The organism is Aromatoleum toluvorans (genome assembly GCF_012910905.1).
Lineage (GTDB): Bacteria > Pseudomonadota > Gammaproteobacteria > Burkholderiales > Rhodocyclaceae > Aromatoleum > Aromatoleum toluvorans.
Genome location: NZ_WTVN01000013.1, coordinates 17,004 through 38,047, shown reverse-complemented (window position 1 = coordinate 38,047; position 21,044 = coordinate 17,004). Strand labels below are relative to the sequence as shown.

Genomic DNA, 21,044 nt, shown 5'->3' with positions numbered 1-21,044 from the left:
ACCGTTGTGATGTCGTCGATGCTTGAGCCCCGGGGCCACGCGCACCGGGTCCATGAGGTGGTTGAAGGCCGTGGAAGCGGAACCACCGACCTGGTGACGAGTTCCTGGGCCCGCTGCCTCAAGGATTACCACCTCGACCCCGACAAGCCCCTGCAACCGACGGTGCTCGCCGAGCGTGCGCTCGAGGAGCGGAGAAAGCGCTCCGCCGATGTCATCGACTGCGCGAAACTCGAAATGACCACCCTGTACCAGCAGCTCGGCGACCGCGAGTCGGCCGTGGTGCTGGTGGATACCGAAGGCACCATCCTGCACATGGTCGCCGCGCCCGAGTTCGCGCGCGAGATGGGCAAGGTCGGCTTCTGCCCGGGCGCGGTGTGGAGCGAGTCGACGGTCGGCACCAACGGCATGGGCACCTGCCTCGTCGTGGGCGAGCCGGTCGCGGTGCGGCAGCAGGACCATTTCTTCGGCGTCTATACGACGTTGACCTGCTCGGCCGTGCCGATTTTCGACCCCGATGGCGCCCTCGTCGCGGTGCTCGACGTCACCAGCCGCTCGCAGCTGATGCAGCAGCACTCGCTGGTGCTGCTCGGCATGACCGCCCAGATGATCGAGAACCGGCTCATCGACCTGCGTTTTCGCGAAGCGTGCCCGGTCCATTTCCACAGCCGCCCGGAGTTCGTCTATACGCTGCACGAGGGCAAGCTGGTCGTCGCCGACGACGGCAGCATCCGCGCGGCCAACCGCAGCGCGCTGTTCCAGCTCGGTTACCCGTCGGTGCATGCGATCCGCGGCAAGAAGATCGACGAGGTGTTCCAGACGACCCTGGCGGACATCCTGCAGCGCAGCGCCCGCAGCTCCTTCCATCCGGTGCCGACCTTCTGCACGCAGCGCTCGAACCGTTTCTTCGTCGTCGCGCAGGAGCCGGCGACGCTGTCCGTGCCGAGCGTCGAGCGCGCGGGCACGAGGCAGGTTGTTGCCAGCCTGCCCCCTGTCCGCGGGCCGGAATGCGCGTTCGGCGACGATCGCATCCTGTCGCAGCTGAACGTGGCCGCGCGCGTCATCGCCAGGCAGATCCCGGTGCTGCTGCATGGCGAGACCGGTGCGGGCAAGGAAGTATTCGCGCGCGCCCTGCACAAGGGCAGCCCGTTCGCATCGGGCGCCTTTGTCGCGGTGAACTGTGCGTCGCTGCCCGAAAGCCTGATCGAGAGCGAGCTGTTCGGCTACCGCGCCGGGGCCTTCACCGGGGCGCAGCGCACCGGGCGGCGCGGCAAGATCCTGCAGGCCGACCGCGGCACCCTGTTCCTCGACGAGATCGGCGACATGCCGCTGACGCTGCAGGCCCGGCTCTTGCGTGTACTCGATGAGCGCCAGATTTCGCCGCTCGGCACCGAGGAGACGATCCCCGTCGACTTCCAGCTCGTCAGCGCAAGTCACCGCAACCTGCCGAAGCTCGTCGCCGACGGGGTGTTCCGCGAGGATCTGTATTACCGCCTGTCCGGCCTGGAGGTGTCGCTGCCGCCCTTGCGCGAGCGCGCCGACAAGCGCGAGCTGCTGTATCGGGTCCTGCAGGAGGAGGCTGCGGGGCAGCGCATGACGATCGATCCGGATGCCGAGGCCTTGCTGATGAGTCACCCGTGGCCGGGCAATCTTCGCCAGCTGCGCCACGTGCTGCGGACCGCGGTCGTGCTCGCGGCGGGCGACCGGTTGCGGCTCGAGGACCTGCCGCCGGCCCTGCGGCAACGCATTGCAGCGCGCCCGGAGCCGATGGCCGTGCCGCCTGCGGCGCTGCGCGAGCCGGAAGCGGTTGCGGGGAGCGAGCTCGGTGGCGATTCCGGAGACGACGAATTGGCGGCGCTCAATCCGGTTCAGGCCAGCGAGCGCGCGGTGTTGCTCGGCCTGCTCGAACAACAACGCTGGAATGTGAGTAATGTCGCCAAAGCCCTCGACATCAGTCGAAACACCCTGTATCGCCGATTGCATCGACTCCGCATCCCGCTCTCCCACAGCGACTTCCCGGTCCAGTGAGGATGTTCCGGGGGCTGCTCCGCCGCATGTGCCGGAGGAGCATGTCCCCACCGGCGGCACCGCGGGCGATGCCGCGCAGCGCGACCGCTGGGCGTGGGCGCTGACCGGGTCGGGACATTACCTCGACGAAGCGCTGGAGCTCGCGTTCCGCCTGCCGAACGTCGATTTCTTCCTGTCGGCCGCGGCGGAGGAGGTGCTGCCCCTGTACGGCCACCGCATCGACGCGATGAAGGAGCGCTTCCGCGTGTTCCGCGACAAGAGCGCGAGCTCGGTGCCCGTCGGCATGCTGTACGACGACGTCTATCACACCGTCGTGATCGCGCCGGCCACCAGCAACACCGTCGCGAAATGCGCCGTCGGCATCTCCGATACCTTGCCGACGAACATGTTCGCGCAGGCGGGCAAGCTCGGCATCCCCGGCATCGTATTTGCGTGTGACACCGAACCGGTGGTGGTCACGAAGAGCCCGCGCGAGTGGGTGGAGCTGCGTCCGCGCAACATCGACCTCGAGAACGTGGAGCGGCTGCGCCGCATCGACCACTGCCGGGTCGTCGAATCGGTCGCCACGCTGGAGCAGGCCCTGAATGCACGTCTTGCGGAGCTTTCGCTGAAATGAATCTGCCCCCACGAGCCCGGCGGGAGGCCTGATGGAACACATTGTCCTGCTCACGGGACGCCTTGCGCAGCCCGCCCTCGAACGCGTGCTCACCGGCATGGCACCCGCGCCCTTCACGTGGGAAGTGCGCGAGATCGGCCTGCAGGTCGCCGGCCTGATGACGGCCGACATGATCCGCCGGCGCGTCCCGGCGCCGGTCGCCGCCAACCGCGTGCTCGTGCCGGGGCGCTGCCGCGGCGATCTCGACGCGCTGTCGGCCCACTACGGCGTGCCGGTCGAACGCGGGCCCGACGAGCTCAAGGACATTCCGCAGTACTTCAATCGCAGCCCCTCCGCGGGGCGCCTCGATACCTACGATATCGACATCTTCGCGGAGATCGTCGACGCGCCCCGCCTGGACGTCGCGGCGATCGTCGAGCGCGCGCGGCGCTTCGCCGCGGACGGCGCGAACGTCATCGACCTCGGCTGCCTGCCGGCGACTCCCTTCCCGCAACTCGAAGACGCGGTCGGCGCACTGAAGGCGGAAGGCTTCCGCGTCAGCGTCGATTCGCAGGACAGCGACGAGCTGCTGCGCGGCGGACGGGCCGGCGCGGACTACCTGCTGAGCCTGACCGCCGACACGCTGTGGGTCGCCGACGAGGTCGCCGCCACGCCGGTGCTGATCCCGCGCGAACCGGGCGACGAGGCCTCGCTGTACGTGGCGATCGAGACGCTCGCGCGCCGGGGGCGGGCCTTCCTTGCCGACGCGATCCTCGACCCGATCCCGTTCGGGCTGCTCGGTTCGCTGTGCCGCTACCAGCGGCTGCGCGAGCGCTTCCCCGACGTCGCGATCATGATGGGCATCGGCAACGTCACCGAACTCACCGAGGCCGACACCAGCGGCATCAACGCGATCCTCTTCGGCATCGCCGCCGAACTGCGCGCCGGCGCGGTGCTGACGACTCAGGTCAGCTCGCATGCGCGCCGCGCGGTGCGCGAGGCCGACGTCGCCCGGCGCGTGATGTACGAGGCGCGCGAGAGCAGCTCGCTGCCCAAGGGAATGACCGATGCGCTGATGACGGTGCACGCGAAGCGTCCGTTCCCGGACACGCCCGAAGAGATAGCCGCCACCGCCGCCGCGATCCGCGACCCGAGCTTCCGCGTGCAGGTCTCCGAGCGCGGCCTGCACATCTACAACCGCGACGGCCACCACGTGGATACCGATCCGTTCGCGCTCTATCCGCGGCTCAAGCTCGACGGCGACACCGGCCACGCGTTCTACCTCGGCGTGGAGCTCGCGCGGGCCGAGATCGCGTGGTCGCTCGGCAAGCGCTACGTGCAGGACCAGCCGCTCGACTGGGGCTGCGCGACCGAGCGCCGTGCGGACGACCTCCTGCACCAGTGCGCGCCGGGGCCGACGAAGCAGGTACCCGCCACCCAATCCCAATCCCGATCGAATCACGCGCCCGAGGTCGCACCGCACCCATGATCTTCGAGACCATCGTCACCACCGTCGATGCCGGCGGGCGCCCGCACTGCGCGCCGATGGGCGCGCGCTACGCCGGCGACCAGGTCGTGCTGATGCCGTTCCGGCCGTCGGCGACGCTCGACAACATCCTCGCGAGCGGCGTCGCGGTGATGAACCTCACGACCGACGTGCGCGTGTTCGCCGGCTGCGTCACGGGCCGACGCGAGTGGCCGACGCTGCCCGCCGAGCGCATCGCCGGGCACCGCCTCGCCGGTGCGCTGGCGCACGTCGAACTCCGGCTCGACGCCTGCGACGAGGACCCGCAGCGGCCGGTGCTGCATTTCTCCCGCGTGTGCGAACGCACGCACGCGCCGTTCCCCGGCTTCAACCGCGCCCAGGCGGCCGTCGTCGAAGGGGCCGTGCTCGTGAGCCGGCTGCGCATGCTGCCGGCCGAGAAGGTCGACAGCGAGATGGCCTATCTGCAGATCGCGATCGACAAGACGGCCGGGCCGGCCGAGCGCGAGGCGTGGGGGTGGCTCACCGAGGCGGTCGCCGCGCACCGTGGCGCGGACCGGGCCGCGGCATGATCCGCCTCCTCGCAAGCGTGCGCGACCGCGGCGAGGCGCTCGCCGCCGCGTCGGGAGGCGCCGATTTCATCGACCTCAAGGAACCGAGTGACGGCGCGCTCGGCGGCCTGCCGCCCGCGCGCATCCGCGAGATCGTCGCCGCGCTGCGCGACGCGCATCCTGCGCTGCCGCTGAGCGCGACCATCGGCGACCACCCGGCCGACGCGGCCGACGAGATCGACGCGCGCGTGGATGCGGTCGGCGCGTGCGGCGTCGATTACGTCAAGGTCGGCGTCGCCGGCGGCGACACGCGGGCGCAGCGCGCGCTCCTCGCGCGGCTCGCGGACTCGCCGTGGGCGGTCGTGCCGGTGTTCATTGCCGACCGCGGGCTCGACCCGGCCCTCGTCGAAGCCGCCTGCGAGCTGCCGTTTCCCGCGCTGATGGCCGACACCGAGGACAAGCGGGCGGGGAGCCTGTTCGACTGCGTGAGCGAGGCCGCGCTTGCCGCGTTCGTCGAACGCGTGCGCGGCGCGGGAAAGCTCGTCGGGCTGTCGGGGGCGCTGCGCGAGCACCATCTGCCCCGCCTCGCGTTGCTGGCGCCGGACTTCGCGGGTTTTCGCGGGGCGCTGTGCCACGGCCCGCGTACCGGCGTGCTCGATCCCGATGCACTGCGGTCGGTGCGCCGGGCGCTGCATCGCCTGTCCGCCCGCCATTCACCCTGCATTGACGAGGGCGCTCGCCGGATTGCCCCGTCGTTGTTCTGACAGGGCCGTGCGGTTCAGGACAGGCGCTGCAGGAACGCGCGGGTGCGCGGGTGAGACGGGTTGCCGAACAGCGCGGCCGGTTCGCCGGCCTCGACGATGTCGCCGCCGTCCATGAAGATGACCCGCGTCGACACGTCGCGGGCGAACGCCATCTCGTGCGTGACGACCAGCATGGTCATGTGTTCCTCGGCCAGCTCGCGCATGCTGCGCAGCACCTCGCCGGTGAGTTCCGGGTCGAGCGCCGAGGTGGGTTCGTCGAAGAGCATGATGTCCGGCGCCATGGCCAGCGCGCGGGCAATGGCGACGCGCTGCTTCTGGCCGCCGGAGAGGCGCGACGGGTAGCTGTCGCGCTTGTCGAAGAGGCCCACCTTGCGCAGCAGCTCGTCGGCGACCGGCACGATCGCATCGCGCGCCAGGCCCTTGACGGTTATCGGCGCCTCGATCAGGTTCTGCAGCACGGTCAGGTGCGGGAACAGGTTGAAGTGCTGGAAGACCATGCCCATGCGGCGGCAGATGCGGCGCGCCTCGGCTTCCGGCACGTAGCGGCAGTGGCCGGCGGCGTCGGTGGCGACCAGCGTGTCGCCTTCGATGACCACCTCGCCGCGGTCGATCGTCTCCAGGTGATTGAGGCACCGCAGCAGCGTGCTCTTGCCCGAACCCGAGGGGCCGATCACCGCCACCACTTCGCCCTTGCCGACGGTGAGCGACACGCCGCGCAGCACTTCGTGGTCGCCGAAGCGCTTGTGCAGGTCGCGGGCGACGATCATCGGCTCATTCGTCGTAGACGGCATATTTCTTCTCGAGACGCAGGAAGCCCCAGGTCAGGACCAGCGTCATCGCCAGGTAGAAGGCAGCGGCGACGACGAAGGGCATGGTCGTGAAATCGCGCTGGACGATGCCGCGTGCGGCGCGCAGCAGGTCGTTCATGGCCAGGACGTAGATCAGCGAGGTGTCCTTGACCAGCGTGATCGTCTCGTTGCTCATCGGCGGCAGGATGCGCTTGATCATCTGCGGCAGCACGATGCGGCGCATCGTCTGCGCACGGCTCAGACCGAGCACCTGGCCCGCTTCGTACTGGCCACGCCCGATCGACTGGATGCCGGCGCGGAAGATCTCGGCGAAGTAGGCCGCGTAATTGAGCACGAAGGCGACGATCGCGGCCGGGAAATCGGGCAGGCGGATGCCGACGTAGGGCACGAAGGGCAGCGCGAAGTAGATGAACAGCATCTGCAGCATCAGCGGCGTGCCGCGCATCAGCCAGATGTAGCCGCTCACCGCCGTGCTCGCCGTGCGGAAGCGCGACACGCGGACCAGCGCCAGCGCCAGCCCGAGCGGCACGGCCAGCACCAGCGTCGCGGCGAAGACCTGCAGCGTGACGACGGTACCCTCGAGCAACGGGCCGAGGATGTTGAGGATGTATTCCATGGAACGGTCCGGTCAGCGGCAGGCGAGCGCGCCGCCGCCGACGGTGGCCAGCAGGGGATTTACTGGACGCTTATTCGACGCTTACTTGACGATGTCCTTGCCGAACCACTGCGTCGAGATGCGGGCGGCGGCACCATCCTTCTTCATGTCGTCCATCGCCTGCTGCAGCTTGCCGAGCAGCGCCGTGTCGTCCTTGCGCACGCCGACGCCGTATTCCTCGGTGCCGAAGTGCTCGTCGAGCACGGCATACTCGCCCGGCTTCTTCGTCGTGTAGTAGCGGCCGACCACTTCATCGACGACCAGCGCGTCGAGGCGGCCGGCGGAGAGGTCCATCAGCGCGGTCACGTTGTCGCCGAACTTCTTCAGCTCTTTCAGCGACTTCGCGGCCGCATCCTTCTCGACGGCCTCGACCGCGCTGCTGCCTTCCTGCACGCCGACGACCTTGCCGGCCAGGTCGGCCTTGGCCTTGATCGGCGACGCGGCGGTGACGACGACGATCTGGCGGTTCTCCAGGTAGGGCGTCGTGAACGCGATCTTCTCCTTGCGCGGCTCGGTGATCGTCAGGCCGTTCCACAGCACGTCGACGCGCTGGCCGGAGAGTTCGGCTTCCTTGGCGTTCCAGTCGATCGGCTTGAACTCGACTTCGGCGCCGAGACGCTTCGCGGCTTCGCGGGCGAGGTCGATGTCGAAGCCCACGAGCGCGCCCTTCTCGTCGCGGAAGCCCATCGGCGGGAAATTGTCGTCAAGGCCGACGACGATCTTCGTCGGGGCGGCCGGCGTCGGCGCCGGGGCGGCGGCGGCCGACGGCGCTTCCTTCTTGCCGCAGGCGGTGAGCATGAAAGAGGACAGGAGTGCGGCGACGAGCAGGGTGCGGGGAGCGTTCATGGACAGTTCTTCCTGAAGATCATGAACTTCCCGTATGACAGGAGCAGCGGGAAGCCAAAAACCGCGGATTATACAACTTCAATGGAATCATCCACGAGCCTGCGCGATCCCTCGCGAATGACGGCTCTTACCCCCGTTCCTTGCGGAACTCCGCCGGCGTCTGCTGCATCAGGCGACGGAACATCGTGATGAAGGCCGAGGCGCTGGCGTAGCCGAGTTCGAGCGCGACGGCTTCGACGGTGCGCCCGGCGGCGAGGAGCGGCATGGCCTTGAGGATGCGCAGGCGCTGGCGCCATTCCGAGAGGGGCATGCCGAGGTCGCGCTGGGCGCGGCGCAACAGCGTGCGCTCGGTGCTGTTGGCGAGCCGCGCGAGCTCGGCCATCGTGCGGTTGTCGTCGGGATGGGTGTCGAGGAACCGGAGCACGGCGCCGAGCGCCGGATCGGACGAGGAGGGGAGGTAGCTGCCGGCGCAGGGGGCGTGTGCGAGCTGGTCGACGAGCACCTGCAGGAGGCGGGTGTTTTCGGCATCGCGAAGCGCGTCCGGCGCCTGCAGGCGCAGGTGGTCGAGGAGCGCGACGATGAGCGGGCTGACGGCGAGCGCGCAGGGGCTACGGGGCAGGCGATCGCACAGCGGCGCGGCGACGTACAGCGAGCAGTATCCCGCCTCGTTGCGGTTGAGGCCGACGTGGGCGACGCCGGGCGGCAGCCACACGCCGTACTGGGGCGGGGCGAGGAAATGTTCGCGTTCGACCTGGATTTCCATCACTCCCCTGAACGAATACACGAATTCGCCACCGGCATGCTTGTGCATCGGGAAGAGGGTGTTCGCGGGCAGGGCCGTGGCGCGGAAGTGGATCGGCGCGGGCAGCTGCTCGCCCTGCGGTTCCATGCGGCGCATGTGGCGGGAGTGCTTCATGTTTTTGCGAGGCGGTGCGGGATTGGCGGATCGGTGCTAGCGATTGACGGATTCTGACTATATCAGTCAATACCGCCATCTTCACACTTCAGCCATCACCCGATTCGCTGGAGATCTCCGATGGACCCCCGCCTCGCCCTCGATACGCGCGCCGCCGGCCTGATGACCTTGCTGTGCCTCGTGTGGGGTATGCAGCAGGTGGTGCTGAAGGCGGTCGCCAATGACATCGCCCCCGTGCTGCAGATCGGCCTTCGCTCCGGTATCGCGGCGGTGCTCGTCGGGGGCGTCCTGTTCTGGCGGCGGGAGCGGCTGGCCTGGGATACGTGGCGGCCGGGGATGGTCGCGGGCCTGCTGTTCGCCCTCGAATACCTCTTCGTCGGCCAGGCGCTGCTCCTGACGAGCGCCGGCCACACGGTCGTGCTGCTCTATACCGCGCCGATCTTCGCGGCGCTGGGCCTGCACTGGAAAGTGCCCACCGAGCGGCTGTCGCGGCTGCAATGGCTGGGCATTGCGCTCGCTTTCGGCGGCGTCGCCGTGACCTTCCTCGGGAAGGGCGATGCCGAGGCCGCCGTGCGTCCGCTGTCGCTCTGGGGCGACCTGCTCGCGCTGCTCGGCGGACTCGCGATGGGCGCGACGACGGTGACGATCCGCATGTCGCGCCTGTCGACCGCGCCTGCGGCGCAGACGCTGCTGTACCAGCTGATTGGCGCCGCGGTGTTGTTGCTCGCGGGTGCATTCGCCACCGACCAGAACGCGTTCGTCGCCACGCCGCGCGCCGTCGCGAGCCTCGCATTCCAGTCGCTCATCGTGTCGTTCGCGAGCTTTCTCGCGTGGTTCTGGCTGCTGCGCACCTACCTCGCGTCGCGCCTGGGGGTGTTCTCGTTCCTGACCCCGGTGTTCGGGGTCGCGCTCGGGGCTGTGCTGCTGGGCGAGACGCTCGAACCACGATTCGTCGCGGGGACGGCGCTCGTGCTGCTGGGCATCCTGGTCGTCAGCGCCCATGCCCGGATCGGCGCGGCATTCGCAACGATGCGGGGAGCGCGCTGAACGGCCCCGCGCTGAGGGCCGCTTCGCCACGCCGGACCGCGGGGGCTCACGCTACGGTCGGGGCGAGCAGCAACTCCTTGAGCCGCGCGATCCCGGTGCGCTCCAGCAGGTGGATGGGATAGGCCGCCTCTGCGGCGAATGCCGGAAAGCGCCGGTCGACGATGCCTTCGTCCGCGAGCGTGCCCCAGTCGTCGGGCGCCGGCGTCGTCACCGCGATCGGGCAGGATTTGACGAGGATCGCGCGCTCGGCGTTGAGCCGGTTTGCGAGCCACAGCGCGAGGCTGTCGGCGGTCACGTCCCAGCTCGTCAGCTCGTCGGCCTGGCGGCGCAGGAGCTGCAGCGGCATCCACAGGGCGACGCGCCCGCTATGGACGGTGCGCTCGAGCTCGCGCTCGTCGGCCGCGAGCACGAGGCCGGGGCACAACCCCTGCAGCATGAACGCGAACTGGCCCATCGCGAGGATCGCCATGTTGTGCGCGACGACGTCGTCGAGATGCCACTCGGCCTGCGCGAGCCGTGCGCCGTCCGCGTACGGGCCGCCGCCGGGGACGATGACGACCCGCCCGCCGCCGAGGTCGTGCAGGTGCTCGAGCCAGTCGACCAGCAAGGGATCCTTGGCCAGGCTGCCGCCGATCTTGATTACCCACATGATGAACTCCGGTCGAGGAGGAGGGCGACGGCGACGCTCGGCGCGCAGGTGTCCGCCCACCGATGGACGGGGTCGGTGGCGGCGGCATCCAGGCCGGCGACGGAATGGAAGGCGAGGAACGGGTGGCTGCCGTGGCGTGAGAGCTCGCGCGCGAGGAACAGGCCGCAGCCGGCGCCGACGATCGGCGCGTCCGGCGGCAGCCCCGCCTGCGCCGCCACGCGCGCGAGATTGGCGGTGATCTCGACGAGCATCGCGGCGCGCCAGCGCTCGGCGAGCGCTACCCAGGCCGCGACGTCGGCGTCGCGCGCGTCCATGCCGATCATGCGCGCGATGCGGCGGCAGCTCGCCGCCAGGCTCTTGTCGCCGCCGTCGGCGGCGGGATGCTGGTCGTGCTCGGGGTCGAGCTCGCCGGTGAGGCGGAACACGTCGGCGGTCGTGGCGAAGAACTCGTTCATCACGTTGTAGCGCTCGCTACCGAACGACATCCGGCGCGCCAGCGCGCATAGCGGGGTGCGCACGACCCCGACATAGACGAGCTCGCCGCTCGCGAGCCGTTCGGCGTCGCTGCGGCCGTGCGGGGCAGGGGCGCCGCCGCGGATCGGGATCAGGTCGGTCGTCGTGCTGCCGATGTCGACGAGCAGGGCCTCGGGATGGCGGGCGGCGACCTGGAACGCGGTCGCGAGCCAGTTCGCCGAGGCGACGTCGCGCCAGCGTGCCGGCCCGTCCACCGCGCCCGCCCAGCCGGCGCGTCCGGCGAAAAAGCGCGTCGCCTCGCCGAGACGCTGCGCGAGCCGCAGGACGAGCGCATGCACGCCCGCCTCGCGGTCGGGAAAAAGGTCGGTCATCTCCGCGGTCATCGTCACGGCGTGGCGTGCCTGCCCGAAGCCGGGCCAGCGCTCGATCGCGGCGTCGATGGCCGCGTCGAGGTGCGCCAGTCCCTGCCACAGGGGGGCCGCCCACTGCGCCACGTCGTGCACGCGGCCATCGACGACGAGGCTCGCCTTGACGTGGGCGCCGCCGATGTCCCAGCCGACTACGGCCGGGTGGTCGAGCTGCGAGTCAGTGCGGGCCATGCGCGACCTCCGCAGCGTCGATGTCGAGGATCTCGCGGGCGAGGTTGCGGTCGAGGGCCGCGGACAAGCCGACGTAGGCGCAGGTCACCCGCGGGTTGATCTCGATCACGACCGGCCTTGCGGCTGCGGCTGCCGCGTCGGACAGCGACGGCGCGGGCCAGACGACGTCGACGCCGATGTAACCGGCGAGGCCCGGCAAGGCCGCGGCGATGTGCTGTGCGAGCGCGGCGAGGCGCCTGCCGGCGGCCCCGTGGATCGGCGCGATGCCGACATCGACCCCCTGATAGAGGACCGCGCCGCCCGGCGATGACACGATGCGCTGACGGTTGATGGCGAGGAGCTCGGCCCGTCCCGCACGGCACAGCAGCGACAGGCTCAGCGGAACGCCCTCGATCCACGCTTCGAGGGTGCTCGCGGCGCCGCGATCGAGCCGCGCCAGCAGGTCGTCGCGTGCCGCCGCGAAGTGTGCATGGCGTTGCGTGTCGACGCTGCCCGCGCCGTCGTCGGGCTTGACGATCCAGCCGTCACCCCCTGCGGGTTCGGGCTCGCCCGGCTGCCACGTGGCCGGCACGTCGATACCGTTGGCGGCCAGGCAGCGCCGCGTCGCCGATTTCGACGCGGCAACGCGGATCGCAGGCGTCGTGCAGCCGACCCAGCGCTCGGCGCCGACGCAGGCCGAAAGCTGCGCGAGCAGGTCATCGCTCTCGGGCGCGACGACCCACACGCGGTCGTAGGCAGGAATTTCGCCGATGAGGAAATCGGCCGCGGCCCGTCTGCCGTCGCCCCCGTCGACGCAGCGAATGCCCGCGAGCGCGGCGGGCAGGGGGGCATGCCGGCTCACGACGCAAGTGAGCTTGACGCTGTCGACCCGCTGCAGATCGGCAGCCAGCGCGTCACGCATCGCCAGCCCCTGCGCGAGCAGGCCGGGGTCGGGCGGCTCGCCGCCGGGAGACGCGAGGCCTCCGCCGCTGATACATTCGTAGACCAGCACTCTCTTCCTTCGCTCATCCATGCAAGTCGTCCCCGTCATCGATCTGCTCGCAGGCGAGGTGGTGCGCGCCGTCCGCGGCGAGCGCAGCACCTACCGCCCGATCCATTCCGCACTCTGTTCCGGCTGCGAGCCGCTGGCGGTGGCCCGCGCGCTGCTCGATTACACCGGCTCCAGCATCCTCTACATCGCCGACCTCGACGCGCTGACCGGCGGCGTGCCGCAGGCCGGTGTGCTGGCCGCCTTGCTCGCCGCGCTACCCGCGACCACGATCTGGCTCGACGGCGGCTTCCGCGACGCATCGGCGTTCGCCGCGCTCGTCCGGCAGCTCGGCGCCGATGGCAACCGCGTCGCGCCGGTGTTCGCCAGCGAATCGCTCGCCTCCCCGCAGGCCGCCCGCGATGCCTTCTTACACCACCCCGGCGCGATCCTCTCGCTCGACCGGCGCGGCGACCAGATCCTCGACCCTGCAGGCTGCTGGACCGATGCCTCGCTCTGGCCCGCCCGCGTCATCGTCATGACGCTCGAGCGCGTCGGTGCTTTCGCCGGGCCCGAGCTCGAACTCCTCGCGTCGATCCGCCGCCGCGCGCCCGGCGCGATGCTCATCGGTGCCGGCGGCATCCGCGACGCAGCCGACCTCGACGGCGCGGTGGCCGCCGGCGCCGATGCCTGGCTCGTCGCGTCGGCGCTGCACGATCGCCGGCTCGCGCCTCACGCCGTACCCCGCTGATCCGGCGACGCGATCGGCCGCACCTGCCGTTCGCTTCCTTGTCTAAATCACGATCCATGCCAAGGCGCAGCCTGCCGTGGGGCTCGCGCGTGCCGTGCGCGGCATTGCGTTGCGGTCGCCGACTGTGCGGCAACGGGACCACTGTGTAACGGGACATTTTGTAATCGTCCCCGTATGCGCAGGCACTGCGGCAAGCGGCTCCGGGTCGGGAAACGCCGTGCACTGCCCGTTCCGGTGCGCGTGACGGGTCAGGCGTGTCGCGATTCGCATTTTCGGCGCGTCATGGCACGTCGCTTGCGTTCTACCTCGACGGGACAGGGAGGAAACTGTCCCGGCCGCCCGACCTCCCGCCCGTCCGACGGGGTGCCCAGGGACGGCAACTTGGCATCGATTGTGACCGGCCGGTGGTGCTCGATGAACCCGGCAATGAAACGCTCGAAAACAAGAGGAGACATCAATGAGTATGGCCTTGAAGCATCCACTGATTGCCGGGGTCGTTTTCACGTGCGCGGGGCTCGCGCACGCCGACGGGCAACTCGACCGCGCCATGCAGGACCCGGCCAACTGGGCCGTGCAGGCGGGCGACAACTACAACCAGCGCTACAGCGCGCTCAAGCAGATCAACGCCGGCAACGTCAAGAAACTGCAGGCGGCGTGGACCTTTTCGACCGGCGTGCTGCGCGGTCATGAAGGTTCGCCGCTCGTCATTGGCGGCGTCATGTACATCCACACCCCCTTCCCCAACAACGTCTTCGCGGTGGACCTGAAGACCCAGGAGATCCTGTGGAAATACGAGCCGAAGCAGGATTCGGCGGTGATCGCGCAGATGTGCTGCGACACCGTCAACCGCGGCCTGGCGTTCGCTGACGGGAAGATCTTCCTGCAACGCGCCGACAGCGTGCTCGACGCCCTCGACGCCAAGACCGGCAAGGTCGTGTGGTCGGTCAAGAACGGCGATCCGAAGCTCGGTGCCGTGGCCACCAATGCGCCGCATGTCTTCGGCGACAAGGTCATCACGGGCATCTCGGGCGGCGAATGGGGCGTGCGCGGCCACCTGACCGCGTACGACGTCAAGACCGGCAAGCAGGTGTGGCGCGGCTACAGCACGGGCCCGGACGACGAGATGCTGATCGATCCGGAAAAGACGGTGACCTGGAGCGACGGCAAGCTCGTGCCGGTCGGCAAGGACTCGTCGCTGAAGTCCTGGAAGGACGACCAGTGGAAGACCGGCGGCGGAACGACGTGGGGCTGGTACAGCTACGACAAGGACCTGAACCTCGTCTATTACGGCAGCGGCAACCCGAGTACCTGGAACCCCTCGCAGCGGCCCGGCGACAACAAGTGGTCGATGAGCATCTGGGCGCGTGACCTCAACACCGGCAAGGTGAAGTGGGTGTACCAGATGACGCCGCACGACGAGTGGGACTTCGACGGCGTCAACGAGATGATCCTCGCGGACATCGACGTCAAGGGCAAGAAGACCAAGGCGCTGGTGCACTTCGACCGCAACGGCTTCGGCTACACGCTCGATCGCACGACCGGCGCGCTGCTCGTCGCCGAGAAGTACGACCCGGCGGTCAACTGGGCCACCCACGTCGACATGAAGACCGGCCGTCCGGAGGTCGTCGCGAAGTACAGCACGCAGCAGAACGGACCCGACGTCAACACGAAGGGGATCTGCCCCGCGGCGCTCGGCTCGAAAGACCAGCAGCCGGCGTCCTTCCATCCCAAGACCGGGCTCTTCTACGTGCCGACCAACCACGTCTGCATGGATTACGAGCCGTTTGAAATCCAATATACCGCTGGTCAACCGTATGTCGGGGCGACGCTGTCGATGTATCCGGCGCCGAAGAGCCACGGCGGCATGGGCAACTTCATCGCGTGGGATGCCGGCAAGGGCAAGATCGTGTGGTCCAAGCCCGAGAAGTTCTCGGTGTGGAGCGGCGCGCTGACGACCGCGGGCGACGTGCTCTTCTACGGCACGCTCGAAGGCTACCTGAAGGCCGTGAGCCTGAAGGACGGCAAGGAGCTGTGGAAGTTCAAGACCCCGTCCGGGATCATCGGCAACGTCTTCACGTACATGTATGAAGGCAAGCAGTACGTCGGTGTGTATTCGGGCATCGGCGGATGGGCCGGCATCGGCATGGCCGCGGGTCTCGAGAAGGACGCCGAAGGCCTGGGTGCCGTCGGCGGCTATCGCGACCTGCAGAAGCACACCGCGCTGGGCGGCTCGCTCACGGTGTTCGCGCTGCCCGACTGAGGCAGCACCAGGAAACCGGCCGGCGGCGTCGCGAACCCGCCGCCGGTGCGGCTTCCCCCAACACCCTGCCATGTACCGGCAATCAGACGCCCGTCCGCCGTCCCTTCGGGGCAGGATAGGGCGCAACGACTTCGATACCGGAGGAGACAGTCGATGAAGAAACGAGCACTCATTTGTTCCCTGGCGGTCCTGATGACGAGCGTCGCGGTGCCCGCCACGGCGTTGAGCGACCCGCTATACACCGTCGTCGATGGCTACAAGGTTGACCCCAACACGATGCAGGGCTTCCGCACCTGGCGTTCGGCCGCATGCGACCGCTGCCACGGTCCGAATCAGGAAGGCCTGGTCGGCCCCTCGCTGATCGAGCGGCTGAAAGTCCTGACCCCCGAGGAATTCAAGACGACGGTGCTCGGCGGACGTCTCGCGAAGGGGATGCCGAGCTTCGGCGAGAACCCCAAGGTTGTCGAACACATCGACCAGCTTTACGCGTACCTCAAGGGGCGCTCGGACGGGGCGATCACGCGTGCCAAGGTCGTCGAGATCGAGTAACGACATGATGAACCGCCCGCTGTCATGGCTGCGTGGCAGCCTCGTTGTCCTCGCATTCGCGCTTGGCGGCACGGCGATGCAGGCGTCCGCCGAGGACGCCCCGCCGCGCAAGGCCTTCCGCGTCTGCAAGGACCCCCACAACCCCCCATTCACCGATGCGCGCGGCGAGGGCTTCGAGGACCGGATCGCCGCCCTCTTTGCGGCCAAGCTCGGCCTGCCGGTCGAAAACTACACCTTCCCGCAACGTCTCGGTTTCGTGCGCAACACGCTGCGCTACAAGCTTCCGGGCAAGGACTACCCCTGTGACATCGTCATGGGCGTGCCGGCCGACTTCGGCCAGCTGCTTCCGACCAAACCTTATTACCGTTCGACCTACGTGCTCGTGCTCGCGTCCGGCAGGGGGCTCGACGGCGTGCGCACGGAAGACGAGTTCCTCGCGCTGCCTGCGGACAGGCTCGCCAGCCTGAAGATCGGCGTATTCGACCGCTCGCCCGGCTCGGCATGGCTGGCGCATCACGATCTGGTCGAGCGCGGTGTCCCGTACAAGATCATGAACCCGAATCCCGACGAGGTGGCCGGCGACCTCATCGCACGCGATCTCGCAAGCGGCGCGATCGACGTCGCGGTGATCTGGGGACCGATCGGCAGTTACACCCAGCGCAAGGCGAGCGACGCGGTGCTGCGCGTGGTGCCGCTTTCGTCCGAACGGGGGGTCAAGTTCGACTACGAGATGGCGATGGGCGTGCGCTTCGGCGAGAAGGCCTGGAAGCAGCAGATCGAGGCGCTGATCGACGAGAATCAGGCCGAGATCGCGAAGATCCTCGAGGAGTACGGGGTGCCGCTCGTACCCGGACCGGGGCAGCACGCGACGGCGTCGCATTGAGGTGCGCACATTGCGGAGGACGAAGCCGGACGCGACGAGAGAGGCCGAACGAATGATCCGACGCATGCTGTTGCCGCTCCCGCTGCTGGCCGCGCTGCTCGCGGTGACGCCGGCAGCCGCGGCCGAGGCCGCCGCGCCCGCCTCGGAGGCCGAGCGGCTGGTGTTCGATGACGCGCATCTCGACAACCTGCCGGCCACGGCCAGTCTGCACTATCGCTACCGTCGCAGCGAGACCGGGCAGGCGGAGGTCGATGACGAGGTGGTGCTGACCGCGCGTCCCGAAGAGGGCAAGGAGCGGGTCGTGCACGTCGACTACCTGCACGGCGAGCGGCATCTCGCCCTGCCGGACGTGGCGGACCCGACCAGCAACCCGCTGATCCTGTACTTCCTCGAGGCCGACGTGCGCGACATGCATCGCCGCCTGGGCGGGCAGGAGAACTACTTTCGCCGCCGCATCCGCCTCGCGCTCGCCGAGGGCGCGAAGCTGTCGGACGTCGTGGTGAGTCACGAGGGCAAGGCCGTGCAGGCCACGCGCGTCGAGATCCGTCCGTATGCCGCCGACGAGCAGCAGGCGCGGCTGCGAGGAATGGGGAACAAGACTTATCGGTTCACGCTGTCGCGACAGGTGCCGGGCGGCGTGTATGAGTTGAGCACGCACGTTGCCGCGCCCACCGGCGGCCAGCCGCTCCTTGAAGAGGTCGTGACGCTTCGCGGCGAGGGCGGCGGCGACGCACCCCGGCAAGGGCCGGGTTACATGACGGAGGGGAAATAGCGATGAAGAAGAAACTGCTTTGCCTGCTCGCCTGCGGGATCGCAGCCTGGGCACCGGCGACCCTCGCCGCGAACGATTTTCCGACGGTCGAGCGCGTCGAATACGTGCTCGGCTGCGCGCGCGATGCCCATGGGCCGGCGCAGGAGGCGATCTACAAGTGCTCGTGCATGATCGACGCGATCGCCAAACGCCTGAGCTACGACAAGTACGTCGAGTACTCGACCGCCGCCAACGCACTCAGCATCGGCGGCGAGCGCGGCGAGACGATGCGTGCCTACGGGGCCGGCAAGGAAATGGCCTCGAAGTTCCGCGCCATCCAGGCCGAGGCGCGCAAGGCGTGCCTGATGGGCTGATACGCCGCGCCGTACGGGCGGGGCGCCGCCTGATGGCGTGCGCCGCCTTCGCTGCCCTCGGGCCGGCGTGGGGCGGTGTGGCGCTGCCGTTCGACGTGGTCGAGGCGGCGCCCGGCCTTTTCGTGCACACCGGCCGGCACGAGGAGACGTCGCAGGCGAACCGCGGCGACATCGCGAACGTCGGTTTCATCGTCGGCGAGCGCTGCGTCGCGGTCATCGACACGGGCGGGAGCCTCGCCATCGGCCAGGCGCTGGCCGCGGCGGTGCGCCGGGCCACCGATCGGCCGGTGTGCTACGTCATCAACACGCACATGCACCCGGACCACGTGTTCGGCAACGCCGCGTTCGCCGGCGGAGCTGCCCGCTTCGTCGGCGCGGCGAGCCTCCCCGAAGCGCTCGCCGCGCGCGCCGCACATTACGAGGCAGGGCTTGCCGAAGCGCTCGGCGACGCGGCGGCGGGCAGCCGCATCGTCGCGCCGGACCTGCTGGTCGACGACCGCCTGCGGCTCGATCTCGGCGGCCGCGCGCTGGTCCTGCAACGCTGGCCGACGGCGCACACGAACAACGACCTGACGGTGTTCGACGAGGCGAGCGGCACGCTGTGGCTCGGCGATCTGCTGTTCGACGAGCGCATCCCTTCCGTCGACGGCAGCATCAAGGGATGGATCGCTGTCGGCGCGCGCCTGCGCGAGCAGGCGGTGTCGCGGGTCATCCCCGGCCACGGCCGCATCGCGCCGCCGTGGCCGGCCGCCCTGGACGCGCAGTCGCGCTATCTGCAGCAAGTCGCCGCGAGCGTGCGTGCGGCGCTCGCGGCGGGCAAGACGCTGCGCGAAACCGTCGACGCCGCCAATCCGGCCGACGCCGACGGATGGCTCCTCGCCGACGCCTATCATCGGCGCAACGTCACCGCCGCGTATGCGGAACTCGAATGGGAGTAGCGGCCATGCGCCATCTCCTGCAGTGGCTCCTCGCCTGCTGCGTCGCCGGCAGTGGCGCGGTGTTCGCGGCGCCGGACGACGCCGAAGCGAACGCGGTGTGGCGGCAGCTGCGGACGGGCCTGTTCGGCGAACGGGCGATCGCCGCGGCGGATGCCGATACACTCGTGCTCGAGGCGCCCGCCCGCGCCGAGGACGCTGCCATCGTGCCGATCGCCGTACGCAGCCGCCTCGATCCGACGGCGGCGCGGCGCGTGCAGACCGTGTGGCTGATCGTCGACGGCAATCCGTCGCCGGTCGCCGCGACCCTGCACTTCGGCCCCGCGAGCGGGCGGGCGGATGTCGAGACGCGCCTGCGCATCGAGCAGTACGGTTTCGTGCGCGCGATCGCCGAGCTCGACGACGGCTCGCTCCACATGGCGACGCGCTTCGTGAAGGCGTCCGGCGGTTGTTCCGCGCCGGCCGGCAAGGATCCGGCCGCGGCGGCGGCGAACCTCGGCCGCATGCGGCTGAAGGTGGAGGATATGGGCGGCGCCTTGCGGCGGGCGCAGCTGATGATCAGCCACCCGAACACCTCCGGGCTCGCGATGGACCAGCTCACGCGGCTGTACCCGAAGCCGCATTTCGTGCGCCAGGTGACGGTGCGTTACCGCGGCCAGCCGGTGCTCGTCGCGGAGGTCGATTTCTCGATCAGCGAGAACCCCAGCTTCCGCTTCCTGTTCCGCGGCGACGGCGAGGGCGAGCTGGAGGCCGTGGTCGTCGATACCGAGGACCGGACGTTCCAGACCAGGGTCCCGGTCGCCGCCCGCGCCGACGGAGGCTGAATGCGCGCGGCCATCGGCCGATGGCTCCTGGCTGCGGCGCTGCTGGTGCCGACGGCGGCCCGCTGCGCAGCGGAGTTCGAGCCGGTCGCGCCCGGCGCCTACCTGCTGTCGGCCGAGGCGCTGGCCGCGCAGGGCGCACCCGCGGAAACCGGCAACGTCGGCCTGCTCGTCGGTGATGCCGCCGCGCTGGTCATCGACACCGGGGCGTCGTACCGCCAGGGGCGCGAAGTCCTCGCCGCACTGCGGCGCGCGACCGGCCAGCCGCCGCGGCTCGCGCTGGTGTCGCACGCGCTGCCGGAGTTCCTGTTCGGCGCCGCGGCCTTGCAGGACGCGGGGCTCCGCGTCGTCGCCCATCCCGACTGCGCCAGGCTTGTCGCGCAGCGCTGCCAGATCTGTCTCGATCGCGCGATCGGCCTGTACGGTGCGGAGGCGATGGCCCAAACGCGCGTGCCGGTGCTTGAAAGCAGTGGAGCGGGGGACTGGCAGCTCGATCTCGGCGGACGCCGGGTCGAGGTGCTCGATTTCGGCTGGGCGAGCACGCCCGGCAGCGTGGGGGTGTTCGACCGGGCGAGCGGCACGCTTTACGCGGGCGGCGTCGTGCTCGCCGGCCGTGTGCCGATGTTGCGGGATGCGGATTTCGACGGCTGGATCGCTGCGCTCGGCCGGATCGCACGGCTGCCGGTGCAGCGCGTCGTGCCCGGGCACGGGCCGGTGGTCACGCTCGACGCGGTTGCGCAACTGCGCGCGTATCTGCTCGAACTCGAGGCCGAGGTGCGGCGCCTGTACGCAAGCGGGGCGAGTCTGCCCGAGGCGGTGGCCGAAGCGCGGCTCCCGGCGTACGCGGCGTGGGTGGGCTACCCCGAGCTTCACCGGCAGAACGTGCATTACCGCTATCTCGCGGTCGAGCGAGAGGATTTCGATGCCGCAGGAACGCCCGGCCGGTAAGTGAGCTGAAAGGCGGCGCAGGAAAACCGGACGCCGGAAACGCAAGGGCCGCGATTGCGGCCCTTTGTCTTATTGCTGCGCGGCGCTCGCCAGCAATTCGGCGTTGTACCTTGCCCGCAGTTCCGCGAGCACCAGCGAGTCGTCCGGTACCTTGCGGGTGAAGGTCCAGCCGGAAGGCGTGTGGACGAACGCGAAGCCGGTCGGCGGATCGATGTACACGTCGAACGAGCCGGGGCGGGATTGCGGAACCTCGCTGGAGGTCAGGTAGTTGCCGTAGGGGGCGGGGTCTTCGCCGGCGGCCTGCGCGCCGAAGGCGGCGCAAAGCATGACGGTGCCTGCGAGGGCGTATGCGAACAGCGGCTTCATCGTGGGTCCTTCCCGTAAAAAGAAAC

23 protein-coding genes are annotated in these 21,044 nt (G+C 69.6%); 15 read left to right on the top strand and 8 right to left on the bottom strand.

Features of this window, described 5'->3' with window-relative positions; translation table 11 throughout:
• Window positions 1–93 precede the first annotated feature (93 nt).
• The 5 genes from GPA22_RS10280 to GPA22_RS10260 are packed head-to-tail and all read left to right on the top strand — an operon-like array spanning window position 94 to window position 5,418.
• Window positions 94–2,025, top strand: a complete 1,932-nt coding sequence (locus GPA22_RS10280) for a sigma-54-dependent Fis family transcriptional regulator (RefSeq protein ID WP_343036008.1) — start codon at window positions 94–96, stop codon at window positions 2,023–2,025.
• A 28-nt stretch (window positions 2,026–2,053) separates the two neighbouring features.
• Window positions 2,054–2,641: a flavoprotein gene (locus tag GPA22_RS10275; RefSeq protein ID WP_343036007.1), complete on the top strand. Its 588-nt coding sequence runs from the start codon at window positions 2,054–2,056 to the stop codon at window positions 2,639–2,641.
• A gap of 31 nt (window positions 2,642–2,672) precedes the next feature.
• A complete protein-coding gene (locus GPA22_RS10270; RefSeq protein WP_169255976.1) occupies window positions 2,673–4,109 on the top strand; it encodes a DUF6513 domain-containing protein in 1,437 nt (478 codons plus the stop codon).
• Window positions 4,106–4,675: a DUF447 domain-containing protein gene (locus GPA22_RS10265; RefSeq protein WP_169255975.1), complete on the top strand. Its 570-nt coding sequence runs from the start codon at window positions 4,106–4,108 to the stop codon at window positions 4,673–4,675. Before GPA22_RS10270 ends, GPA22_RS10265 begins: the two co-directional genes overlap by 4 nt.
• Entirely contained in the window at window positions 4,672–5,418 is a 747-nt protein-coding gene (locus GPA22_RS10260; protein ID WP_211169050.1) for a (5-formylfuran-3-yl)methyl phosphate synthase, read from the top strand. Before GPA22_RS10265 ends, GPA22_RS10260 begins: the two co-directional genes overlap by 4 nt.
• A gap of 14 nt (window positions 5,419–5,432) precedes the next feature.
• Here GPA22_RS10260 and GPA22_RS10255 read toward each other — a convergent pair whose 3' ends face one another.
• The 4 genes from GPA22_RS10255 to GPA22_RS10240 form a co-directional block, all read right to left on the bottom strand.
• Window positions 5,433–6,185 (bottom strand): amino acid ABC transporter ATP-binding protein, encoded by a 753-nt coding sequence (locus GPA22_RS10255; RefSeq protein ID WP_169255974.1) that lies wholly within the window; start codon window positions 6,183–6,185, stop codon window positions 5,433–5,435.
• 4 nt (window positions 6,186–6,189) lie between these two features.
• Window positions 6,190–6,843 carry an amino acid ABC transporter permease gene (locus GPA22_RS10250; protein WP_169255973.1) on the bottom strand — a complete coding sequence of 218 codons (654 nt, stop codon included), beginning with the start codon at window positions 6,841–6,843 and terminating at the stop codon, window positions 6,190–6,192.
• A gap of 81 nt (window positions 6,844–6,924) precedes the next feature.
• A complete protein-coding gene (locus GPA22_RS10245) occupies window positions 6,925–7,728 on the bottom strand; it encodes an amino acid ABC transporter substrate-binding protein (RefSeq protein WP_169255972.1) in 804 nt (267 codons plus the stop codon).
• 127 nt (window positions 7,729–7,855) lie between these two features.
• Window positions 7,856–8,644 (bottom strand): AraC family transcriptional regulator, encoded by a 789-nt coding sequence (locus GPA22_RS10240; RefSeq protein ID WP_169255971.1) that lies wholly within the window; start codon window positions 8,642–8,644, stop codon window positions 7,856–7,858.
• A 120-nt stretch (window positions 8,645–8,764) separates the two neighbouring features.
• On the opposite strand from GPA22_RS10240, the gene GPA22_RS10235 reads away from it, so the two are divergent.
• Window positions 8,765–9,691 (top strand): DMT family transporter, encoded by a 927-nt coding sequence (locus GPA22_RS10235; protein WP_169255970.1) that lies wholly within the window; start codon window positions 8,765–8,767, stop codon window positions 9,689–9,691.
• A 46-nt stretch (window positions 9,692–9,737) separates the two neighbouring features.
• On the opposite strand, the gene GPA22_RS10230 is transcribed toward GPA22_RS10235, so the two are convergent.
• From GPA22_RS10230 to GPA22_RS10220, 3 genes are read right to left on the bottom strand one after another with little or no spacing between them, the layout of a single operon-like run.
• Complete coding sequence (locus tag GPA22_RS10230; RefSeq protein ID WP_169255969.1) at window positions 9,738–10,340, bottom strand: amino acid kinase family protein; 603 nt, start codon at window positions 10,338–10,340, stop codon at window positions 9,738–9,740.
• Window positions 10,331–11,413: a hydantoinase/oxoprolinase family protein gene (locus GPA22_RS10225; RefSeq protein ID WP_169255968.1), complete on the bottom strand. Its 1,083-nt coding sequence runs from the start codon at window positions 11,411–11,413 to the stop codon at window positions 10,331–10,333. The genes GPA22_RS10230 and GPA22_RS10225 overlap by 10 nt, the downstream gene beginning before the upstream one ends.
• Window positions 11,400–12,404 (bottom strand): ATP-grasp domain-containing protein, encoded by a 1,005-nt coding sequence (locus GPA22_RS10220; protein WP_343036006.1) that lies wholly within the window; start codon window positions 12,402–12,404, stop codon window positions 11,400–11,402. Before GPA22_RS10220 ends, GPA22_RS10225 begins: the two co-directional genes overlap by 14 nt.
• 19 nt (window positions 12,405–12,423) lie before the next feature.
• Here GPA22_RS10220 and GPA22_RS10215 point away from each other — a divergent pair, with 19 nt between their 5' ends.
• The 9 genes from GPA22_RS10215 (at window position 12,424) to GPA22_RS10175 (ending at window position 20,652) form a co-directional block, all read left to right on the top strand.
• Entirely contained in the window at window positions 12,424–13,131 is a 708-nt protein-coding gene (locus tag GPA22_RS10215; protein ID WP_169255966.1) for a HisA/HisF-related TIM barrel protein, read from the top strand.
• 457 nt (window positions 13,132–13,588) lie between these two features.
• Window positions 13,589–15,391, top strand: a complete 1,803-nt coding sequence (locus tag GPA22_RS10210; protein WP_169255965.1) for a methanol/ethanol family PQQ-dependent dehydrogenase — start codon at window positions 13,589–13,591, stop codon at window positions 15,389–15,391.
• A 153-nt stretch (window positions 15,392–15,544) separates the two neighbouring features.
• The gene (locus GPA22_RS10205) at window positions 15,545–15,940 is read left to right on the top strand and encodes a c-type cytochrome (RefSeq protein WP_246264244.1); all 396 of its coding nucleotides are present in this window, start codon (window positions 15,545–15,547) and stop codon (window positions 15,938–15,940) included.
• 4 nt (window positions 15,941–15,944) lie between these two features.
• Window positions 15,945–16,823: a quinoprotein dehydrogenase-associated putative ABC transporter substrate-binding protein gene (locus GPA22_RS10200; protein ID WP_211169049.1), complete on the top strand. Its 879-nt coding sequence runs from the start codon at window positions 15,945–15,947 to the stop codon at window positions 16,821–16,823.
• Between the two features lie 64 nt (window positions 16,824–16,887).
• A complete protein-coding gene (locus GPA22_RS10195) occupies window positions 16,888–17,595 on the top strand; it encodes a hypothetical protein (protein ID WP_246264242.1) in 708 nt (235 codons plus the stop codon).
• Between the two features lie 2 nt (window positions 17,596–17,597).
• Complete coding sequence (locus GPA22_RS10190; protein WP_169255964.1) at window positions 17,598–17,948, top strand: hypothetical protein; 351 nt, start codon at window positions 17,598–17,600, stop codon at window positions 17,946–17,948.
• Window positions 17,933–18,886: a quinoprotein relay system zinc metallohydrolase 2 gene (locus GPA22_RS10185; protein ID WP_343036004.1), complete on the top strand. Its 954-nt coding sequence runs from the start codon at window positions 17,933–17,935 to the stop codon at window positions 18,884–18,886. The genes GPA22_RS10190 and GPA22_RS10185 overlap by 16 nt, the downstream gene beginning before the upstream one ends.
• Before the next feature lie 5 nt (window positions 18,887–18,891).
• Window positions 18,892–19,707 carry a quinoprotein dehydrogenase-associated SoxYZ-like carrier gene (locus GPA22_RS10180; RefSeq protein ID WP_169255963.1) on the top strand — a complete coding sequence of 272 codons (816 nt, stop codon included), beginning with the start codon at window positions 18,892–18,894 and terminating at the stop codon, window positions 19,705–19,707.
• Window positions 19,708–20,652, top strand: coding sequence for an MBL fold metallo-hydrolase (locus tag GPA22_RS10175; protein ID WP_169255962.1), 945 nt, complete (start codon window positions 19,708–19,710; stop codon window positions 20,650–20,652).
• Between the two features lie 69 nt (window positions 20,653–20,721).
• Here GPA22_RS10175 and GPA22_RS10170 read toward each other — a convergent pair whose 3' ends face one another.
• Window positions 20,722–21,018, bottom strand: coding sequence for a hypothetical protein (locus GPA22_RS10170; RefSeq protein WP_169255961.1), 297 nt, complete (start codon window positions 21,016–21,018; stop codon window positions 20,722–20,724).
• Window positions 21,019–21,044: the final 26 nt, after the last annotated feature.

What these genes read in the sequence shown, in the direction of transcription:
- GPA22_RS10215 (WP_169255966.1), top strand. Translation starts at nt 12,424, where the DNA reads ATGCAAGTCGTCCCCGTCATCGATCTGCTCGCAGGCGAGGTGGTGCGC.
- GPA22_RS10200 (WP_211169049.1), top strand. Translation starts at nt 15,945, where the DNA reads ATGATGAACCGCCCGCTGTCATGGCTGCGTGGCAGCCTCGTTGTCCTC.
- GPA22_RS10240 (WP_169255971.1), bottom strand. Translation starts at nt 8,644, where the DNA reads ATGAAGCACTCCCGCCACATGCGCCGCATGGAACCGCAGGGCGAGCAG.
- GPA22_RS10195 (WP_246264242.1), top strand. Translation starts at nt 16,888, where the DNA reads ATGCTGTTGCCGCTCCCGCTGCTGGCCGCGCTGCTCGCGGTGACGCCG.
- GPA22_RS10210 (WP_169255965.1), top strand. Translation starts at nt 13,589, where the DNA reads ATGAGTATGGCCTTGAAGCATCCACTGATTGCCGGGGTCGTTTTCACG.
- GPA22_RS10270 (WP_169255976.1), top strand. Translation starts at nt 2,673, where the DNA reads ATGGAACACATTGTCCTGCTCACGGGACGCCTTGCGCAGCCCGCCCTC.
- GPA22_RS10265 (WP_169255975.1), top strand. Translation starts at nt 4,106, where the DNA reads ATGATCTTCGAGACCATCGTCACCACCGTCGATGCCGGCGGGCGCCCG.
- GPA22_RS10225 (WP_169255968.1), bottom strand. Translation starts at nt 11,413, where the DNA reads ATGGCCCGCACTGACTCGCAGCTCGACCACCCGGCCGTAGTCGGCTGG.
- GPA22_RS10250 (WP_169255973.1), bottom strand. Translation starts at nt 6,843, where the DNA reads ATGGAATACATCCTCAACATCCTCGGCCCGTTGCTCGAGGGTACCGTC.
- GPA22_RS10175 (WP_169255962.1), top strand. Translation starts at nt 19,708, where the DNA reads ATGCGCGCGGCCATCGGCCGATGGCTCCTGGCTGCGGCGCTGCTGGTG.
- GPA22_RS10170 (WP_169255961.1), bottom strand. Translation starts at nt 21,018, where the DNA reads ATGAAGCCGCTGTTCGCATACGCCCTCGCAGGCACCGTCATGCTTTGC.
- GPA22_RS10180 (WP_169255963.1), top strand. Translation starts at nt 18,892, where the DNA reads ATGCGCCATCTCCTGCAGTGGCTCCTCGCCTGCTGCGTCGCCGGCAGT.
- GPA22_RS10245 (WP_169255972.1), bottom strand. Translation starts at nt 7,728, where the DNA reads ATGAACGCTCCCCGCACCCTGCTCGTCGCCGCACTCCTGTCCTCTTTC.
- GPA22_RS10190 (WP_169255964.1), top strand. Translation starts at nt 17,598, where the DNA reads ATGAAGAAGAAACTGCTTTGCCTGCTCGCCTGCGGGATCGCAGCCTGG.
- GPA22_RS10255 (WP_169255974.1), bottom strand. Translation starts at nt 6,185, where the DNA reads ATGATCGTCGCCCGCGACCTGCACAAGCGCTTCGGCGACCACGAAGTG.
- GPA22_RS10260 (WP_211169050.1), top strand. Translation starts at nt 4,672, where the DNA reads ATGATCCGCCTCCTCGCAAGCGTGCGCGACCGCGGCGAGGCGCTCGCC.
- GPA22_RS10230 (WP_169255969.1), bottom strand. Translation starts at nt 10,340, where the DNA reads ATGTGGGTAATCAAGATCGGCGGCAGCCTGGCCAAGGATCCCTTGCTG.
- GPA22_RS10205 (WP_246264244.1), top strand. Translation starts at nt 15,545, where the DNA reads ATGAAGAAACGAGCACTCATTTGTTCCCTGGCGGTCCTGATGACGAGC.
- GPA22_RS10235 (WP_169255970.1), top strand. Translation starts at nt 8,765, where the DNA reads ATGGACCCCCGCCTCGCCCTCGATACGCGCGCCGCCGGCCTGATGACC.